General features: G+C 66.6%; 15 protein-coding genes. 5 read left to right on the plus strand and 10 right to left on the minus strand.

Annotation, left to right across the window (positions count from 1 at the left end; translation table 11 throughout):
* Positions 1–40: 40 nt before the first annotated feature.
* The 8 genes from tssG to tssB form a co-directional block, all read right to left on the minus strand.
* On the minus strand, positions 41–1,102 hold the full coding sequence (gene tssG / locus HKW67_RS16005; protein WP_171226341.1) for a type VI secretion system baseplate subunit TssG: 1,062 nt from the start codon (positions 1,100–1,102) through the stop codon (positions 41–43).
* Positions 1,099–2,961, minus strand: a complete 1,863-nt coding sequence (gene tssF, locus HKW67_RS16010; RefSeq protein WP_171226342.1) for a type VI secretion system baseplate subunit TssF — start codon at positions 2,959–2,961, stop codon at positions 1,099–1,101. Before tssF ends, tssG begins: the two co-directional genes overlap by 4 nt.
* On the minus strand, positions 2,961–3,452 hold the full coding sequence (gene tssE / locus HKW67_RS16015; protein ID WP_171226343.1) for a type VI secretion system baseplate subunit TssE: 492 nt from the start codon (positions 3,450–3,452) through the stop codon (positions 2,961–2,963). Before tssE ends, tssF begins: the two co-directional genes overlap by 1 nt.
* A gap of 14 nt (positions 3,453–3,466) precedes the next feature.
* Entirely contained in the window at positions 3,467–5,362 is a 1,896-nt protein-coding gene (tssA, locus tag HKW67_RS16020; RefSeq protein ID WP_171226344.1) for a type VI secretion system protein TssA, read from the minus strand.
* Positions 5,363–5,438: 76 nt separating this feature from the next.
* Complete coding sequence (locus HKW67_RS16025; RefSeq protein WP_171226345.1) at positions 5,439–6,140, minus strand: type VI secretion system accessory protein TagJ; 702 nt, start codon at positions 6,138–6,140, stop codon at positions 5,439–5,441.
* A 15-nt stretch (positions 6,141–6,155) separates the two neighbouring features.
* The gene (locus HKW67_RS16030; RefSeq protein WP_171226346.1) at positions 6,156–6,647 is read right to left on the minus strand and encodes an Hcp family type VI secretion system effector; all 492 of its coding nucleotides are present in this window, start codon (positions 6,645–6,647) and stop codon (positions 6,156–6,158) included.
* Between the two features lie 53 nt (positions 6,648–6,700).
* Positions 6,701–8,179, minus strand: a complete 1,479-nt coding sequence (gene tssC / locus HKW67_RS16035) for a type VI secretion system contractile sheath large subunit (RefSeq protein ID WP_171226347.1) — start codon at positions 8,177–8,179, stop codon at positions 6,701–6,703.
* Position 8,180: 1 nt separating this feature from the next.
* Positions 8,181–8,687: a type VI secretion system contractile sheath small subunit gene (tssB, locus tag HKW67_RS16040; RefSeq protein ID WP_171226348.1), complete on the minus strand. Its 507-nt coding sequence runs from the start codon at positions 8,685–8,687 to the stop codon at positions 8,181–8,183.
* Between the two features lie 210 nt (positions 8,688–8,897).
* On the opposite strand from tssB, the gene tssK (HKW67_RS16045) reads away from it, so the two are divergent.
* Entirely contained in the window at positions 8,898–10,244 is a 1,347-nt protein-coding gene (tssK, locus tag HKW67_RS16045) for a type VI secretion system baseplate subunit TssK (protein ID WP_171226349.1), read from the plus strand.
* Between the two features lie 58 nt (positions 10,245–10,302).
* On the opposite strand, the gene HKW67_RS16050 is transcribed toward tssK (HKW67_RS16045), so the two are convergent.
* Positions 10,303–11,076: a hypothetical protein gene (locus HKW67_RS16050; protein WP_171226350.1), complete on the minus strand. Its 774-nt coding sequence runs from the start codon at positions 11,074–11,076 to the stop codon at positions 10,303–10,305.
* A gap of 302 nt (positions 11,077–11,378) precedes the next feature.
* On the opposite strand from HKW67_RS16050, the gene HKW67_RS16055 reads away from it, so the two are divergent.
* From HKW67_RS16055 to HKW67_RS16070, 4 genes are all read left to right on the plus strand, one after another.
* Positions 11,379–11,969, plus strand: coding sequence for a hypothetical protein (locus HKW67_RS16055; RefSeq protein ID WP_171226351.1), 591 nt, complete (start codon positions 11,379–11,381; stop codon positions 11,967–11,969).
* A 181-nt stretch (positions 11,970–12,150) separates the two neighbouring features.
* Positions 12,151–13,566: a type VI secretion system baseplate subunit TssK gene (tssK, locus tag HKW67_RS16060; RefSeq protein ID WP_171226352.1), complete on the plus strand. Its 1,416-nt coding sequence runs from the start codon at positions 12,151–12,153 to the stop codon at positions 13,564–13,566.
* Between the two features lie 24 nt (positions 13,567–13,590).
* On the plus strand, positions 13,591–14,307 hold the full coding sequence (locus HKW67_RS16065; RefSeq protein WP_171226353.1) for a DotU family type IV/VI secretion system protein: 717 nt from the start codon (positions 13,591–13,593) through the stop codon (positions 14,305–14,307).
* Between the two features lie 14 nt (positions 14,308–14,321).
* Positions 14,322–17,888 (plus strand): ImcF-related family protein, encoded by a 3,567-nt coding sequence (locus tag HKW67_RS16070; RefSeq protein ID WP_171226354.1) that lies wholly within the window; start codon positions 14,322–14,324, stop codon positions 17,886–17,888.
* A gap of 22 nt (positions 17,889–17,910) precedes the next feature.
* Here HKW67_RS16070 and HKW67_RS16075 read toward each other — a convergent pair whose 3' ends face one another.
* Positions 17,911–19,743, minus strand: a complete 1,833-nt coding sequence (locus HKW67_RS16075) for a serine/threonine-protein kinase (RefSeq protein WP_171226355.1) — start codon at positions 19,741–19,743, stop codon at positions 17,911–17,913.
* Positions 19,744–19,751: the final 8 nt, after the last annotated feature.

Genomic DNA, 19,751 nt, shown 5'->3' on the forward strand with positions numbered 1-19,751 from the left:
AGGGAAAACGGCGGCAACAGCGGCAACGGCAGCAACACAGTCAACACAGGATCAAGCGAACGTCGTCGGCATCCTGCACCGGGGGCTTCGCGCGAAGCCAGGTCCCGAATCCGAGCGTTGGTGCGCCGGCCGCACCCAGCGACGACGGCGGGATTTCATCGCGCGCCAGCACGAGCTGCACCTCGACGCCCACCTGATCGTCGGCATACAGTCGCGCGAGCTCGCGCAGGCGGTCGTGCGCGCCACCGCCGGGAAGAAACGTCTGGAATTGGGCGTACGAGAGCGGTCCGAGGCGAAGACGCACGCGGGCGAGCGGATCATAGACGGCATCACCGAGCACCGCCGACCCGAGCCGGCCATCGAGGTCGTCATCACCGAGCTCGAGCTGTCCACCATGACGCAGCGTCTGCCATTCGCCGACGAACTGTTCGACCGTGGCCGCGACCTGAAAGTGATCGCCGATCATCTGCGCGAGCCCGACCGCGGGACGTGTGCGCAGCGCTAGCAGTCCCGCGTAATACGCCAGCGTGTCGACCGGCACCCGACTGTTCTGCTGCACACCGTGCGTGCCGATGCCAGCCAGGTCGAGCAGGTGCGAGCGTAGCCGGTCTTCGGCGCCATGCTCGGCGGCCGCGTACGGCCGATACCGTTCCCAGGCGCGATGAAACAGCGACAGCGCCCGATGGTTGAACAGGTCGAGGAAGTCGCGGAATGCGGTGTCGCGCGCGCGTGCGCGCGTGGCCGCATGCTCGGTGTACATGTGCGGCAGTACGCCCTGCGGACCGGTCAGTCCCATGAAGCGCACGGCCATCCGGGCCTGCGTGCGATTCGTGAACTCGCCGGTCATCCCCGTCATCTCATGCTCGTCGGACGCACTGGGGAGCTCGAGCTTGGCGATCTCCGACGGCGGAAAGGCGAAGGACGGCGGCACGGAGAGCCGTACGACTTCGCGTGCGGGGTCGTCCCAGCCACCGATCGCCGCGCGGTCGGGGTAGAGGCGCATGAGCAAACGCATGGCCTGCACGAAATCGTATCCGCTTCCGGACTCCTCGAGGCTGCGGGCCAGCCGACGCCGATTCCTCGCGTCCCGGGCCGTACTCATATCAGCGTCCGTCCACCGGCGCGGGCTGGCCACTCCGTGACCGGCCGCCGGCGTTGCCGCGAACGCACCGCGACCTGCGTGAAGCTGTTCATCGACGCATACAACGCGAAGAACCGTTCCAGCACGGTGGCCATGAGGAACATGCCGCCGCCCGGGAACTGCTGTTCGTCGAATTCGAGTTCGATGCGACGACCGCGCGCGAAGGCGATCCCGTGCGGGGAATCGACGCGCGCAAACGACGGCTCACTACTGACCTTGACCAGTCCATCGATCTGTCGTTCGGCGCCGAGGTCATCGCTCATGTTGTGCAGCCGCAGCAATTCCTGCAGCGCATCGGGCGTACCGTCGACGATCGAGAGATGGTTGAGCGACAGCGACGAGATCATGCGCCAGAGCATGGAGCTGCCGAGCGCCGGTTGCACCGACTTGGTGGGATTGACCACGCAGTTGATGCGCTGAATCGGACCAGCACCGATCAGTTCAAAATCGCCGCGGTTGTCGGCGCCGAACGGCAAGAGGCTCGGCATGTCGCCGTTGAAGCAGCTCACGCGCAGTGATGCCACATCGACGTCGGGCGCGCGCACGGTGCCACTCATGTCGCTGAACGCCAGATGGAGCTCCGTGCCACCATCGGTGCGCCACGGTGCCGGACGACGGCTCACGTGCCAGAAGACATCGTCACCAGCCCCACTGATGTTGTGCCGATGCGAGTACAGCGGCGAGATCTCGCGCGCTTCAGTGCCCTCGTGTTCCACCAGTTTCACTTCGTCGACCGACCACACTTCGACTTCCAGTCGCTGCCGCACTTCGGCCACGACCAGATGCTCGAAGCGACGCTCCGACAGCAGAATCGGTTCGGCCGACTGCTCGAAGAGATTTACCGCTGGCGTGGCATTGGTCCGGAACGATTTCGCCGACAGTTCGAGCTCGAGCTGCTGTCGACGATCGGCACGCTCGAATGAACTGACGAGAAAGCTCACGTCGACGCGATCGGTGGCACCGAGCGCGCGCACGGCGTCGCCGAATCCTTCGAGGTCGACAAAGTGAAATTTCTGCGGAAACGCGAACAGCTCCAGCAGCAGATTGTGTCCGCCGAAGGTGCGGTTCGGATACGGCAGCATGTTCTCGTTCTCACCGAAGCCGACCGCCTTCACCGCACTGGACTTGATCACGATGGGCGGCTGGTGCGGCCGGTCGGGATTGCGCACGACGACCTGCATCGTGTTGTTCAGCAGTAGCTCGTAGAGCGTGTCGACGACGCCGGTACCGCCGGCGAGATGCAACCGGAGCGCCTCGATGGCGAGATCGGCCAGCTTGACGCCTTCGAACGCCCGGATTTCGAGACGAATCGCGCCGACCGCGTCGCGCGCGCTGGTGCCCGCACCGGCGCGATCGGGTGTGGTCCACTCCGCGTTCGTAATCGTGAGCGGCCAGAGCGTGGTGTCGTACACCGTGCGGAAGTTGCAGCGCACGCGATTGACCGGCTGCGTCTGCAGCACGCTGCCGCGGGGCACGTGGTGCCCATCGGGCAGCCGACCCTGCGCCGGATCGAGCGGCATGTCGACGATGCACATGGAGGGCACCGGCCGCACGAACTGCGGGTGAAGCATCTCCAGCAGCGCCTCGGAGATCTCCGGAAAATCGTCATCGAGACGCCGGTGCACGCGGGCGGCCAGAAAAGCGAAGCCCTCGAGCAGGCGCTCAACGTGCGGATCCTCAGTCTTGCTCGTTTCGAGCTGGAGGCGGGAGGCAATCTTGGGATACCGCTTTGCGAACTCGGCTCCGAGCTTGCGGAGATAGGTGAGTTCGAACTCGTAGTAGTCCTTGAGTTCCCGCTGCTCGCGCGCGTCCTTGGCCATCAGCCGTTCTCGTCCACGGCGTACGAGCCGCTGGCAATCTCCAGCACGGTATCGAACACGATCTGTTCAGGACTCGGATCCATACGCAGCGTGGCTTCGATGGCGAAGCGCACCTGCGGGGTCCGAATCTGGTCGCTGTCGGTGAGGCGCACGGTGACGTTCATGAGACGCGGCTCGAAACGCTGCAGCGCATCCTTGATGTCATCCGTGAGCAACTTACGCCCGGCGTTGGTGCCGACCGCCAATCCCGTCGTATCGGGAATGCCGAACTCGTGCACCGACCGACGGAGCTCCACATCGCCGGGGCCGATCTCGACGATGCAGCGTCGCGTGTTCAACAACGCTTCCACGTCACGCTGCACGGCCTGCCGGAACCGCCGCACGGACTCCTCGCGGGACACGGCCGCGTCCCCGCTCGCCCGAGGATCCTCGTCGGTGAGACGGTCGAGCAACGAGGGTTGAACGGCGCGATCGAGTTCGGTGCGTGCCATGCCGGGTGCGGTCCTCAGCTCTGCTGCAAGGCCAACGCCTGCAGCGGATCGAGACGACAAATGCGCAGATACAACTTGTAACGCCGCGCCGCATCCTCGTCGGTGCGCGTGAGCACCGTGTGCATCAGCGCGAGCGGCTGCGCGACGAGCGCCCCCGCTTCCCAATCTTCGAGCTTCCGATCGTCGATGATTTCCAGCAAGCGCTCGAGGATGGGCTCGGCCACCTGATTGAGTCCAGCTTCGACCATGATGTACGCGATCTGCGTCTGGCGCACAAAGCGTCCGCGCTCGGACTGATCGCGCACCAGTTCCGCCATGAGCCGCTCGATGGCCTTGTTGGGGCGACCGGCGCTCAATTCGGCGCGGGCGATGTCGAACGGATCACGACCGGTCGCGACGGGCGCGCGGCGCTGACGCGTGGCGCGCAGGCCGCCTTGCTGCGCGGTGGCCTCGTCGTCCGCGAGGGCTTCGCCCAGCAACTCCGCCCCATCGCCGATCGCGCTGTCGGGGGCAGACTCGTCCGCACTCGCGACCTCGGCTTCCGCCGCCTCTGGAGGAGCCTCGAGACCTTCGGCGGACAGCCAGGCCTTCGTTTCGTCGTTGGCAGAGGGCGTGTCATCCATAAGCGTCATTCCGGGGAGCTGTGGCAGGGCGCGCAGCAGCGCTTGAAGTTCGCTGCGAATGATGGCCGCCACGGGATCGAAACCGCTGCCCAGATTGGCGCACGCGGTCAGCGCGTAGCGCTGGAGGTCGAGCCAGCCGCGACCCTGCGCAGTGCCCATGAGCACTTCGCACTGTTCGAGCAGATCGGACCACCGATTGTCGAGCAGCAACGACTTGAGCCGCGCGCGAATCGGAGTGGGCGGCGCTTCGAGCAGGCGAGGATCGAGTTCCGGCGCGCGGACGCGCAACTCGCCCCAGCGGAACGCCCGTAACATCGCGTACGGCGCCGGGCTGGTGGCGTCCTGCTGACGCAACCACTTGGCGACGACGATCACGCGCTGCGCGGCATCCTGTTTGTTGACGGGCTCCGGCGTTTGCGGTCCATCGGCGGGGGCATCGCCTGCGCCACCTGTTTCGGTTTCCACGATGTCTTCGATCGGATCCGGGTCGAGCTCGAGCTTGCGGGCGAGCGTGCTCCCAGCGAAGCGTCGCAGTTCATCCAACCCGTTGCGAAGCCCGGTGTACGCGGGGGCCTCGCGGCCGAAGCGATCGTCGGACACGGCTTCGAGCGCGGCGAGACCGGCCGTGGCGGCATCGATATCGGACACGAGCGCTTTGTAAAACACCTTCCCCGTGTTCTCGATCGCGGCGTCGGCGGCTTCGGGCATGATCTTGCCCATGGCTTCCGCTTCGCTCCGCGCCGCGTTGAGGCTCTTCTGTGCGTCGTACGCGGCCGCACCGATGGCGATTTCGGTCGGTACACTGCGCGACGCGTTGTAATCGAGCAGCGACAATGCGCCCGACGCGATGGTGAGCTGTTGCAGCGGCAGCGTGAGCTTGTTGCCGATCCACTCCAGCGGGCCGCTGCGCAGTTCGTAGTCGCCGTCTTCGCCTTCGGGATAGCAGGAATCCCAGTACTGCTCCAGAATGCCCCGCAGCAGTTCGATGCCGGTGTGCAATCCGGACACGCCCTGACGCTGCAGCAGCGCCTCCGTCATCCAGGCAGCGAGCTGCAGGTCCTTGGTGGACTTGCTGAGCAGTTCGGTGCCGATGGTGGTCGCGCGCTGCCAGTCGGCGACTTTCCGGTCGGCCGACAGGTTGCCGTCTTTGTCGGGGACCGCGAGCTCTTCCCGCCGCGCTTCCTTGAAGGCGTCGTACTGCGGATCGTAGCGCATGTCGCTGCCGGCGGGGTTCTCACCCGGAATCGGCGCGAGCAGCGTCGTGAGGAGCTCGGAGTTTACTGGCATGTCGAGAAGGAGAAACGGAAACGTCGACCGCCGTCACCGCACGACGCGGTGACGGCCCGGTACCGACGGGCGTCGGTCAGGACGCGATGACGAGTTCCCGCACATCCACGAGCGGCACGAGCCGATCGTCGACGCGCAGCAACTTCTGCCCAACCGGAGCAAAATCACCGGAGGGGAGATCCTCCCAGTCGGTGGCGCGTCCGAGCCGGATTTCGTCTTCGGCGTGTCGCCACGCGCCGACCGAGAGGGCGGGCAGCAGAATTTCGCCGAGTTCCTTGTCGGCCACGGAGGGGCCGGTGCGCAGCTGAGCCGGTGCCCAATGCAGATCGCGCAGGCGCGCTGGCGCGGGCATGGACAGCGACGCGAGATGCGCGAAGGGGATCCAGAGATAGCGTCCGCCGGCGATCACTTCGAGGCGGGCGCCGAGTCGGGGGTCAGCGTCTTCGATCGAGGCGAACGGTTCGCCGTTGAGCGTGCCGCTGACCGGCGACGGGGCGACGGTGATCGGAAAATCGCCCGTGTCGAACATGTGTTCGCGCACGCGCTCCGCCTCGATGGCGGAGCGGTAGAGCATCGTGCCGGCTTCGGCCATGTGGCCGTTCTTGGCGAGCACGTCGAGCTGCTTCTGCGCCCGCGACCAATCGCCGGCGAAGGTGAGCAGCTCGAACAGAAACGTGCGCCGTTGGGCGTCGGCCGGAAAATTCCGGAGCTCGACGCCCAACGTTTCGATTGCCGCGCCAAGTTGGCCGGCCGCGTAGAGAGCTTGCGAGGAGGCCATGGCGCGGGCCTCGCTTTACGCCGAGACCTTGGTGAGATCCCACGAGGCCTGACCGGCCACCGCGAGCTTGCCCTTGTCGTCCTGCGTCTTGTATTCGATCTCGACCTTGGCGAACGCGAGCGAGAGGGACTCGGTCGGCGTGTCATCACCACCGCTCGAACCCGACCACTGCACGGACTCCACCATCACGTCGGTGAACGTGTAGGTGAGGAAGATGTCCTGGCCGCCGGTGCCGGTGGCCTTGCGCATCGAGACCGTCGCCTTGTCATAGTGCTGACCCGTGCAGCAGGCGGCGAAGAGCGCGGCCGACGACTTCTCGGTCTTCTTCATGACGTTGAAGCTGGACACGGACACGCGACCGGCGGAGAGGCCGTCACGGCCCGGTCCGACCGACGTCGGGTTGGAGGCGCCCCAGCTGAACGAATAGATCTCGATTTTCTTCTCGAAGCCCTTCGCGGTGCACTCACCTTCAACGCCGGTGATATCGAGATACGTATCGAATGCCATGTGCGTGATACTCCAGGGTTAATGAATGAAAGAACGTTCAGAGACGGGCGGGACTACTTCGCGGCGGCGGGGAGCTCGGCCACCAGACGCATCGACACGGCCAGCTCGTCGAGCTGATAGTGCGGACGCAGGAACGCGACGGCGCGATAGGCGCCCGGCTTACCCGGGATTTCTACCACATCGACGCGCGCTTCCGACAACGGCTTCTTCGCCTTGATCGAGGCGGTGGCCCCTTCGACGGCGACGTAGTTCTGGATCCAGCGGTTCAGGAACGAATCCACTTCGGCACGCGACGTGTAGCCGCCGATCTTGTCGCGCATCATCACCTTGAGGTAATGGGCGAAGCGAGACGTAGCGAAGATGTACGGCAGCTGCGCCGACAACCGCGCGGCCGCGGTGGCACCCGGCGAGTCGTAGGCCTTGGGCTTCTGGGCCGACTGCACCGAGAAGAAGGCGGCGTTGGCGGTGCCCTTCTGGTGCACGAGCGGCGCGAAGCCGAGGTCGGCGAGTTCCTTCTCGCGACGATCGGTGATCTGCACTTCGGTCGGGCACTTCATGGCGAGTTCGCCGGACTCGGTGCGGAAGTTGTGGATGGGGAGGCCTTCGACCAATCCACCGCTCTCGACACCGCGGATCTGCGCACACCATCCGTACATCGCGAACGCCTTGTTGACGTTCGCGGCCATGGCGTAGGCGGCGTTGCCCCAGCAGTAATGCTCGTGGTTCGAACCATCGACGCGCTCTTCGTAGTTGAACGCTTCGACCGGCACGGTGGCCGCGCCGTAGGGCTCGCGCATGAGCACGCGCGGCGCGGCGAGCGCGACGTAGCGGGCATCTTCGCTCGAGCGGAACGTCTTCCAGCGGGCGTACTCGGTGCTGTCGAAGATCTTGGCGAGATCGCGCGGCGTGTCGAGGTCCGTCCAGCTCTGCAGGTTGAGCATGTCGTGCGACGCGGCCGTCATGAACGGTGCGTGCGCGGCCGCCGCCACGTTGGAGATCTTCTCGAGCAGTTCGATGTCCTGACCGCTCTTGTCGAACTGATAGTCGCCGACAAGCGCGCCGAACGGCGTACCACCGAACACGCCGTACTCTTCTTCGTACGCCTTTTTGAACAGCGCACTCTGATCGAACTCGGGCGCGCGCTGCAGATCGCGCAGCAGGTCCTTCTTGGAGACGTTGAGCACCTTGATCTTGAGCATGGCGCTCGTCTCGCTCTGCTTCATCAAGAACTGCAGGCCACGCCACGACCCCTCGAGCTTCTGGAAGTCGGGGTGGTGCATGATCTCGTTGACCTGCAGCGACAGCAGATGATCGATCTGCGCGATACGCGCATTGATCATCGTCTCGGTGTCGCGATTGATCGTGATCGCGCCTTCGAGCACTTCGCTGACGAACCGCTTCACCAGATCCTTGCCGCGACCCTTGGTCTCGGCATCCTTGCCCATCTTGCCTTGCTCGACGATCTGGTCGAGCAGCGAGAGTTCGGCATCGGTCGTGACGGCTTGTGCGCCCGCCTTTTGTGCTTCGGCCATGTTAGCTCTCCAGCCCGAGTTCGGCCTTCAGCTTGGCCATCTTGTCGGCGTCGCCCAGCGTGTCCTGCAGCACTTCGTCGAGCTTCTCGTTGGTCTGCAGGTTGGCGCGCAGGTTGGCGAGTTCGGTGCGCAGCTCGAGCAGCTCGCGGAGTGGCTTGACCTGCTTGGCCACGGCGTCGGGGGAGAAGTCGTCCATGCTGCGGAAATTCAGTTCGACGCCAAGCTTGGGCGCGTCGGCATCTTCGCTGAGCTTGTTCTCGACAGAGAACTGCAGGCGCGGCTTCATGCTGGCGAGCGTGTCGTCGAAGTTGTCGGGCGTGATCTCGACGAACTTGCGATCCTTCAAGCGCGGGAGCGGCTCCGCGGGGTTCCCGCTGAAGTCACCGAGCACGCCCATGAGGAAGGGAAGTTCCTTCATCTCGATGGCGCCGCCGGTTTCGACCTCGTAGGAGATCTGAATGCGAGGCGGGCGGACTCGTTCGAGTTTTTTCTGCGTACTTTCGGCCATGCAACACTCCGGCGCGATTGAAACTGAAGGGAGGGGGAGGGTTCTGCTCGTCGAGCAAGGACCCTAGTGTCCCATGCAATCCCGTCGTTGTCAAGCAAGTGCCACGTTGCAGTGATGCAACGGTCTGGTGGCATTACGGTCGGGTCATTTCACGCGTGCTGAGTTCGGGGGGCCTCTGACGAGGCGCGGGAAGTCAGGATACGTTGGGGGATGCGCCACTCCCCGCCAGTACTTTGGACCAAGGGCGTCCTCCTCACGCCGCAGCATCTGCAGGCGCAGGATCGACATCACGAAGAGACGCTCGCCTTTCAGGTCGGTGCGCTCGCCTTCAGCCCGTGGGGGCTGTCGCAGCTCTCACTCGACTTGGACGCGCTCGCGGGTGGCACACTCGTCACCACCACGATCGCCGGTCGCTTCGCCGATGGCTTGCTGTTCGACGCACCGTTGGCCGGCGCGACGCCACCGCCCAAGTCGCTGGCGGGTGCCTTCGGCCCCGATCAGGAGACAGCGCTCGCGTACGTCGCCGTCCCGGAGTACCGTCCGGGTGCGCGCAATGTGGCCCGGCGGGGCGAGTACGCCTCGGCCCGATGGCTCGCCGATGAGCAGTTGCTGCGCGATGAAACGACCGGCCTGACCGAGCGACCGATCCAGGTGTCGCCGCCGTCGTTGCGCCTGCTGCTGGAGGGTGAGAGTCTCGAAGGGTACACGGCGATGCCGATTGCCCGGTTGCGCCGTGCGCCCTCGGGCGATCTCACGCTCGATCCGCAGTTCGTCCCGCCGTTGCTCGACCTGTCGGCGAGCGATGTCATGATGGGCATGATGCGGCGCCTCACCGAACGGTTGTCGGCGCGCAGCGCCGCCCTGTCGGGAAGCCGCCGTCAGCGCAATCAGGGCTTGGCCGATTTCACCGTCGCCGACGTCGGCAGTTTCTGGCTGCTGTATACCGTGAATACGCACCTGCCGGCGATCCGCCATCTCCATGAGGTGCGACGCGGTCACCCCGCCGCGCTTTGGGAGGCGATGCTGGCGCTGGTCGGCTCGCTGTCGGCGTTCTCGACGAGTGGCGATGCGCGTTCATTGCCAACCTACGATCATCTGCGTCTCGGCGAGGGGTTCTTCGAGCTCGAACGTCGGCTCTATGAACTGCTCGACGGCGCGGTGGTCGATGCGGCGATTGCCTTGCCGCTCAAGCCGGTGCGCGCGACGCTGCACGCGGTCGCCATCGAACAGGTGAAGTGGCTGGAGGCCCCGCAGTGGTTCCTCGCCGTAAGCGCCCCGCTGCGCCAGCAGGAGTTGATCCCGAAAGTGTTGCAGGGGTGCAAGGTCGGTGCAGCCGACGTGGTCGACACGCTGATCCGTCAGGCGCTGCCCGGTATCGAGCTCGCGCACATCTCGTCGCCACCCTCGGCCGTTCCGGTGAAGCTGGACTTTCAATACTTCGCGATCCGAAAGGCGGGGAGCGCGTGGGATGCGATCGAGCGTGCGCGCAACCTGGCCGTGTACGTCCCGGCCGAACTGGTCGACGCGCGGTTCGAACTGGTGATCGTCCTCCGCTAGCGCGGACGCCGCTCACGCGGCTGCCGCTCACGCGGCTGCCGCGTGAGCGGAGGACGGGTCACTTCAGCTTGGGTGCGCTGACCGACGGCGCCTTGGGGACGGCCGGCTGCGTTGGCACCTTGGGCTGCGGCTTCCGCAGCACAAAGACAACGACGATGACGGCGAGCAGGATCACGACGTTGATGACGACGATCAGCCCCATCGGGATGGATCGTTTGGCCGGCGCGGCAGCGGTCGGCTTGGGGGCGGCCGGCGTCGGAGCCGGCGGTACGACCGGTGCGGCCGCCTGACTGATCAGCCGGGTGAAATCACTCGGTCCCGACGTGGCCTTGGGCGCGGCGCCGCCCATGGGTGAGAGCGGCGTGGCGCCGCCCTGACCGAACATCGGCGGCGGCAGCACGCCGGGCGGTAACCCGGGTGCTGCGCCCATCGGCGAGGCCGCCAGCGGTGAGGCTGCCATGGGCGAGGCGCCCATCGGCGAGGCGCCCAGACCCGAGCCGGCGGGCGTGACCGACGGCGTAATCGGGAGCGGCGCGACGGGCGCGCTGGAGGCCGGTGCCGGCGAACCGAAGAGCGGCGAGTTGCCAAAGACGGGCGACACGTTGCCCGGCGACGGTGGCGTCGGCGCAAACGGCGCCGGCGCGGAGGGGGCGGGCGACGACGGACTGGGGGCCGCCATGAAGCTTGGCGGCGTCACGATGCCGGGCATCGAGGACGCCGGCGGCACGTTCGGTGTCGGTACGCTGCCGAGGGGAGACCAGGCGGCGGGTGCGACGGGCGACGGCGGTAGCGCGCTCGGGAGCGGCGCCGCGGTGGACGGGGCGGAGAACATCTGCGTGAACTCGCCAGGTCCGCTCTTGGGCGGCGGCGGGGCCGGCGCGGGTGGCAGAGTTGATCGTCGGCAGCGTCAGATGTGTATAAGAGACAGGTTCCGTTGGAGGCCGATACGCCGGCATTCCGCCTTGTGTCGTGTTGAGCGACGGATACTGATCTAATGATGGCGTCTCTTGTGCCAACATTGGTGGGATTTCGCGAACGGGGACAGGCGCGGGAACCGGCGCCGCCGGGATACTGGGTGCCCCGAACATCTGCGTAAACGCCCCCGGCGCGGCCGGAGCGGGAGCCGGAGCAGGGATGGGAGCAGGCGCAGGCGCAGGCGTCGGCGCGGCGGCCGCTGCCGGTGCTGCCGGTGCTGCCGGTGCTGCCGGTGCTGCGGGAATGCTGGGCGCGCCGAACATCTGTGTAAACGCCCCCGGCGCGTTTGCGGCTCCGGGTGCAACGATGACCGGCGGGGCTATCGGCGGGGCTATCGGCGGGGCCACGGGCGGCTCAACCGGTGCGGCGACAACAGGTGGCAACTCGACCGGTGCCACCTCGATCGGTTGCGCCGCGTCCGGCGCGGCGATCACCGGCGCCGGCACCATCGGTTCCACCAGCGGCGCCACGTCGCCGGGCGGCACACGAGCGGCCAGCCAGCCGGGAAACGAGGTCAGTCCCGCCAAGAACTCGGTCACGATCGCAAAGCCCGACGGCAGCGTCGCGGTTTCGAGCACGCGGTTCTTGTCGGCACCCGGAAGGCGCGTGAGCATCGTGCGCAGCCGGTCCACATCCTCCGGGCCAGCGGCATCGGCGAGGTGCACCATCACGACACGACCGGTCGCCAGCTCCTGCGCGTTGTGGCTGCGAATGCCGTCGTCTACCGCCACGCACTTCAGGAGGCGGTAGCGGGCATTGAAATCTTCGCTCATGGTCGGGAAGTGCCGGAAGAGTGCACGGTGGCGCCGGAACGACGCGACAACCGCACCGCTGATGTATTCTTCAATTGTTCACGCGCCCTCGGCCGCGCGCAATGCACAACGCGTAATGCGCGTTCGCCCACCCGGCCTGACACGATGCACCTGATGCCATGCGACTGACCTCACCGCCGTCCCGTCGTGTCGTCTGGGAAGACGGCATGCACATCGCGCCGCAGCACTTCCAGGCGCAGCGTCGCTATCAGGAAGATCAATCGAGCCGGACGCTCGACCTGCTCTTCCCCTTCGCCTATGGATTGTCGGCCGTGGCCCTCGATGCCGACGCCCTCCAGAATGGCACCCTCGCGCTGGTGCATGCCCGCGGGGTCCTTCCGGATGGTACGGTCTTCCATACACCCGACGCGGATCCGTCGCCGCCCCCGAGTGCGCTGGCCGAACGGTTCTCGCCAACGCGCGACGCGCACGTGGTCTATCTCGCGTTGCCGCGCTGGCGTACCGATGCGGCTAATGTGGATCACCTCGACGAGGAGGCGGGCGCGCGTCAGCCGTTCGACGCGAACGCCACACCGCTGCGCTTTCAGGCCGTCGAGGAGATGGTGATCGACGAGTCGACGGGAGCCGATCCGTTGCGGGTGCGCTTCGCCGCGCGCAATCTGCGCCTCCTGCTCGACGACGAGCGCACTGACGAATTCGTTTCGATGCCGATCGGGCGCGTCCGGCGTGATGGACGCGGACAGTTTCAGGTGGACGGCGATTTCATTCCGCCGGTGCTCCAGTTGGCCGCCTGCGATGCGCTGCTCGAACTCACGCGACGAACGGTGAGCTTGCTCGAGGCCAAGGGCAGTGCCTTATCGGCCACGATGTCGAGCGCGCCGTCGGGCGCGTCGGGTGGTGCGGCGGCGTACGTGGGCAACGAGCTCGCCACGCGGTGGTTGTTGCATGCCGTGCGCTCGGCCGATGCGCCGCTGCGGCATTTGCTGCTCACGCGACGCGCGCATCCGGAACGGTTGTTTCTCGAGTTGTCGCGTCTGGCTGGCGCGCTGTCGACGTTCGCCATGGGCGGACAGTTCCGCGACCTGCCGATCTACGATCACGATCATCTGACGGACGTCTTCGCGGCGCTCGAGCTGCAGCTGCGGGCGCACCTCGACGTGGTGATCTCCGCCCGCGCCATCGTGGTGCCGTTGGCCGCGTCGACCGACGTGCTGCATGTGGCCACGCTGTCCGACGCACGCTGCTTCGAGCCCGGCACCCGTTGGTTTCTCGGCGTGCGCGCTGACGTGGGGCGAGCCGAGCTCGTGGATCGCGTGCAGCGGCTGACCAAGACCTGCGCCAGCAAGTTCGTCCTCGAACTGGTGCGTCGCGCGTTCAACGGTCTCACCACCGAGCATATCCCGACTCCGCCCGCAGGACTCGCGCCGAAGCCCGATCTGACGTATTTCGAGCTCACGCTGGCCGGTCCCTGTGCGTTGTCGATCACGGAGAGCCGAGAGATCGGCGTGTACGTGCCCGATGCATTGCCGGGTGCCTATCTGGAAGTCGCCATCCTGTTGCCGTCGTCGTCGTAACCCAATCGTTCTCGAGGAACATCCGTGTCTGCTCCGACCATGGTGGCGCCGGGTCGTCTGGCGAGTGTGCTGCAGGAATCGATCACCGCCGTGGTTCGCCTGCGGGCGGATCGACAGCCGGTGACCGATGCGGCGGCATTTCGTGCCCAAATCATTCAGTTACTCACGCGCGCCGAGCAGGAGTCGCTGCAAGCGGGCTTCACGGCGGCCGACGCGCGTCTGGCGATCTTCGCCGTCGTAGCGTTCCTCGATGAGTCGGTGCTGAACACGCGCACCGCGGCGCTGGCCGATTGGGCCCGTCGTCCCCTGCAGGACGAACTGTTTGGCGGCCACATGGGCGGCGAATGGTTCTTTCAGCATCTCGATCAGCTGCTGGCGCGACCGGATTCGCCGGAACTCGGCGATCTGCTGGAAGTGCATCAGCTCTGTCTGCTGCTCGGCTTCCGCGGCAAGTACGGCGCCGGCGACAACGGACAATTGCACGCCACGACCTCACGCGTGGCCGAGCGTCTGGGCCGGCTGCGGGGCGTTCCCGGTGAACTGGCGCCGCACTGGCACCCGCCCGCTGATCGCGTCGACACGAAGGATCCCTGGCTCCGCCGACTCACGATCGCGGCGATCGCGAGCGCGGTGCTGCTCGTGGTGTTGTGGGGCACGTATGCGCTGACGCTGCGCAGTGCGGCGAGTGAGCTTCGCGCACTCGCGCCGGTGGCATCGGCCGCCGCGACCACCACTCGATAACCCCGGAACCTCTCATGGCGTCTCGCAAGCCGTTCGTCCGGTGGGTCATCGCCGCCGCAGTGCTGTTGGTGTTCATTCTCGCGATCGTCCTGATCGAGCGCTCCGTCACGCTCGACGAGTTGACCACGTGGGGGCTGCGCGTCGGCCTGCTGCTGCTGGGGCTCATTCTGGCCGGTGCGATCCTGTGGTATCTGCGTCCGCAGGACGCCGAGCCGGTGCTCGACACGGGTGACGATGTGTTGCTCGCGATCGGTGCGGCGCGGGCGCGGTTGCCGCGCGGTGCGTTCTTCAATCGCGCGATGGTGCTCGTGCTCGGCCCGGAGGGTGGCGCCAAGACCACGATGATCGCGCGTTCCGGCGGCGATCCGGAATTATTGGCGGGTGATGCCCCCGCCGCGTCGACCGATGCGCCGACATCGACGAAGACGGCCAATGTGTGGGCGCTCAGTCAGGCCGTCATCACCGAACTCGGTGGAACGCTCCTCACCGATGCGCCGCGCTGGGCCAAAGTGGTGCGCGCGCTGCGGGCGCCCCGTGTGGCGGCGGCCGTGGGCCAAGGCGAAGCGGCGGCGCGCGCGATCGTGTTGTGCGTGCCGTGTGATCTGTTCTATACCGGCGGAAACGGGCAGCAACTCGAACAGCTCGCGCAGTCCTTGCGGCAGCGGTTGGCCGAAGCGTCGCGAGAACTCGGTCTCGCGGTGCCGGTGTATGTGATGTTCACGAAGATGGATCGCGTGCCGCACTTCGAACCGTGGATCAGCGTGTTCACGAAGGACGAACTGCGCGCGCCGCTCGGCGCCACGCTGCCGTTCGATCCGGCGTCGAACAGCGGCAGTTATGCCGAGCGACTCACGCCGCGCCTCGATGTGGCGTTCCGCGAGATCATCGATGTGATCGCGTCGCGTCGTCCGGAGTTACTCGGTCGTGAAGGCGCCATCGAGCGACGCTATGCGTCGTATGAATTGCCGCGGGAGCTGCGCAAGCTGCAGCCGTCGGTCACGTCGTTCCTGCTCGAAGTGTGTCGCCCCACGCAGATCGGTTCGAGTCCACAGTTGCGCGGCTTCTACTTCACCGGCGCGCGTCCGGTAGTGGTGACCGACGTGGCACAGGCCGCGCCGCGTGCGGCGGCTGCTGCCGTGCCACTGGCCACCGATGCCACCGGCATCTTCCGTCAGCCGGCCGTGGCTGCTGCGTCGCCGTTGGCGACGGGCACACCGACCACGCGAAAAGTGCCCGAGTGGGTGTTCCTCGATCGATTCCTGCGCGACGTGGTGCTGGCCGACACGAGTGCGGCGTCGGTGGCCCGTGGCGGTGTCGGCGTGCAGCGCACGCGTCGTGTGATGCTGGGCGCCGCGACGGCCGCCACGCTCTTGCTGCTGACCGGCGTCACCGCGTCGTGGCTCGGCAATCGGGCGATCGGCAATCGCGTGGCTGATGCGGCGCGTGCGGTGTCGGCGCTCCCTGTGGTACAGTCGGCGCCGGGCACGGTCACGTTGCCATCGCCGGAGGCGCTACGCCGACTGGATGCGTTGCGCGCGCAGCTCGATACGCTGCGCGGACACATTCAGGATGGTCCGCCACTGCGCCTGCGTTTCGGTTTGTGGAGTGGACCGACGGTGTACGAAGCGGCGCGACCGGTGTGGTACGACGGATTCCGCAAGCAGCTGTTCGCCGACGGGCAGGGTGCGCTGATCGATTCACTGAAGGCGCTGCCGGATGCACCGTCGCCGTCGGACGACTACGGTACGACCTACGCGCGACTGAAGGGCTATCTCATTACCACGTCGTCGCCGGACAAGAGCACGTCCGCCTTCCTCGCGCCGGTGCTGCTCACGAGCTGGCAGCGTGGTGTCACGACCGATGCCGATGTCACCGGGCTCGCGCGTCGTCAGTTCGAGTTCTACGCGAGCGAACTGCCCACGTACAATCCGTTCCCGAAAGCCGCTGACGCTGGCCTCGTCACGCAGGCACGCGAGTTCCTCTCGCGCTTCACCGGCGGCGAGCAGATCTACGCGAACATGTTGTCGGAAGCGAACAAAGCGGTGCCGCCGGTGAAGGTGCCGCAGTCGCCGGGCAACGTCACGGCACCGCCGGAGGTGGCCGGCGCGTTCAGTGCGAAGGGCGCCAAGTTCATGGTGGATGCGTTCCGTAATTCCGACCGCTATTTCCAGGGAGAGACGTGGGTGGTCGGTGATGCAACAGCGGCCAAGTCGGTCGATCGCGAGGCGATCATCGGCGCGATCCGCACGCGCTATCACGACGATTATGTGCGCTCGTGGCGTGGCGTCGTGCAGGGCACGAACGTGGCGCGCGCGGGAAGCGTGAAGGAGGCCGCGGCGAAGCTCGATGTGATCGCCGGTATGCAGTCGCCGTTGTTGCAGGTGCTGCGTACGGTGGCCGTGAACACCGATACTGATTCCAGCACGCGCGCGGCCTTTCAGCCTGTACATGCCGTGACGCCACCGGCGATCGTCGATAAGTACGTGTCCGAGAAGAACCAGCCGTACATGGATGGTCTGCTGGGATTGCAGGGCACGCTCACACAGATCGGCAACTTGCCGCCCGCCACCGACACGGCGTCGACACAGGTGCTGGTGCAGGCCGCGCAGTTGGCCGGCGGTGATGTGACGAAGGCGCGTGTCGCGGCCAAGCGCGTGTCGCAGGGCTTCGATGTGAACGCGGATGCCGGGCCGATGGCGAGTGCGGTGGAGCAGTTGTTGTTGGCACCGATCGTTGGTGCCGAAGCGGTGTTGAAGACGGTCGCGTCGGCGCGCCCGCCAGCGAAGCGCGTGGTCGCGGCGGCGCCCGCGCCGGCCGCACCGCCGGCTGGTGGTGGAGGCGGCGGAGGCGGCGGAGGCGGTGGTGCCGCCGCGGCCGAAATCGCGGCGCTGAACGAACGCGGCGTGGCGTTGTGCTCGAAGGTCGATGCCTCGCTGACCTCGAAGTTCCCGTTCAACGCCGACGCGACGGCCGATGCCACGATCGCTGATGTGAAAGCGATTCTGACGCCCGACACCGGCGAGTTGTGGACGTTCTATGCCGACCGCCTCGCCAAGTATCTCACGAAGTCGGGCAATAAGTACGTGGCCAAGCCGGCCGGTGGCGTGGAGTTGTCGGAGAGCTTCGTCGGCTTCTTCAACAAGGCGGCGGAAGTGTCCGACGCGCTGTTCGCCGAGGACGCGGCGAATCCGCATGTCACCTGGAACGTGAGCGGTGTGATCACGGAGACCACGCCGCTGGTGATCCTTAAGAACAACGGCCTCGAGGCGCGTCTCGACAAGCAGTCGTTCAAGAACGTGGTGGAGTGGCCGGCCACGTCGGGACGTCAGGCCGAATTGTTGGCGCGCTTCAAGAAGAACAAAGAGCTTCGCGTGAAGCTCACCGCCGGCGAGTGGGCGATCTTCCGGTTGGTGGCCAGCGGCGACGCGTTCCAGGGCTCGCTGGTGACGTGGAATGCGGCCGGTCTCAAGGACGCGGAGCCGGTGCGCCTGCGCTTCGATGCGCAGCAGCGCGAAGCCGCCTCGGTGCTGACGCGCGGCTGGATGGGACGCATGAGCTGCGTGGCCCGGGTGACGAAGTAATCGTCACCCGAAGCGTCAGCGATTACTCGCCGCAGCTCAGTTTCGTGGTGTAGTCGCTGACGACGCGCGCTTGCGACATCGACTGCGCCACCCCACGCGCGCTGCGTAGGGCCGTGCAGGCAGGCTTCACTTCGTCCATCAGCAAGTGGGCTTCGGCAATGCGGATGTAGGCCCACGCACTGTCTTCGGCCGTCGTTATCCGTGTGAGCAGCCCACGGATCGCGGGAATCGCGACACGCGCCACGGCTTCATCGGCGGTGAGCGGGTCGAGCGCCTTCGTAATGCTGTCGAGCGACCGACGGGCCGATGCTCCCGATGGCGTCGCAGCCGGCGCGGCCGGCTTGGGCGCGGCCGGTATACCTGCGGGTGTACCGGCGGGTGTACTCGCGGGGGCGCCGGACGGTGTGCTTGCGGGTGCCGAAGCCTTGCCGCCGGCGGGAGTCGGCTCGGGCGTCGACGTCTTCGTGGAGGTGATGGCCTCCTTCGCGCTGGCCGCGGCCGACTGCGCACCGTCGATCAGTGATCCGCCGGCGTTGGTGGCCGCATTGACGAGGTTCTCGACATCGCGGACCCGCGGTGCCCGCTGCTTGTTGTAGAACCAGATGCCGCCACCGACCACCAGAAGGAAGCCGATGCTCGGCAGGCGCACGCGCGGCCACGAAAAGCTCCGTCGAGGCGCCGGCTCGTCATCGTCATCGGCCTGCACCGTCGGAACCGGCTTGCTGGGCTTGGTGACGGGCTTGACTGCCTTCGCCGGTGGGGTGACGACCCCCCCGCGCGCCTTGACCTCTTTCTTGATATCGCCGCGCGACACCGTGGCGATCTGACGCGCCGCCGGCGTATCGACTTTGGCCGCGGGCGCTGAAGCGGGCGCCGCGGCGGCTGGCGCCGCACTGGCGACCGGTCCCGCCGTGACGAACTCCAAGGCCTTGGCGAAGGCACCGGCCGATGACGTGCGCTTGGTGGGCTCCCGCTCCAGCGCCTGGTCGAGCACCGCCTGCAGACCACCCGGCCACTTCAGATCGTTGCGGACCACCGCCAGCGGACGCGGCGCACTCATGAGACGCGCCGTCATCCCGCGATCGGGTGTGTTCCGGTCGAACGGCAAGTCGAGCGTGAGGCAGGTGTAGGCCACCAGTGCGAGGGCGTACACGTCGCTTCGATGATCCAGCTCGGTGCCCAGCAGCTGCTCCGGGCTCATGAACTCCGGTGTGCCGACCACGAAACCGGTACGGGTGAGACCCGCCTCCTTCTCGTTGCCGCCGACGGCCTTCGCGATGCCGAAGTCCACCACTTTGCACCGGTCCACGCCATTCTCGTCGACGGTGACCAGGATGTTGTCGGGCTTGAGGTCGCGGTGCACGATGCCCATGCGATGCGCGGCATCCAGTCCGTCGGCCACCTGCCGGACCAACACCGCGGTGCGCTGCAGCGTGAGCGGCCCGTCCTTCTCCAGCACGTCCTTGAGCGTCCGGCCGGCGATGTACTCCATGGCCAGATACACCGTGCCGTCGCTCGTTTCACCGAAGTCGAAGACGCGGGCCACATTGGCGTGCTCGATGCGGCTGGCGTTGGCGGCTTCGCGGTTGAATCGCGCCACCGACGCCGCGTCTTTGAGCAGCTCCGGGCGCAGCACCTTGATCGCGGCCTGGAGTGGCAGGCGAACGTGCCGGGCCAGGTACACCTTGCCCATCCCGCCTTCGCCCAGCAGGTCGGTGACCAGATACCGGTCGGCGACCACACTGCCGATCAGATCACCATCGGAGTCGGCTGCGCGGAGCGTACTGCCGTCGGACGGGCAGAATACGTTCAGATCGGGATAGCTTGTGCCACAGACGGGACAGACTTTCGGCATACGGACCT

This window comes from Gemmatimonas groenlandica, from assembly GCF_013004105.1.
Lineage (GTDB): Bacteria > Gemmatimonadota > Gemmatimonadetes > Gemmatimonadales > Gemmatimonadaceae > Gemmatimonas > Gemmatimonas groenlandica.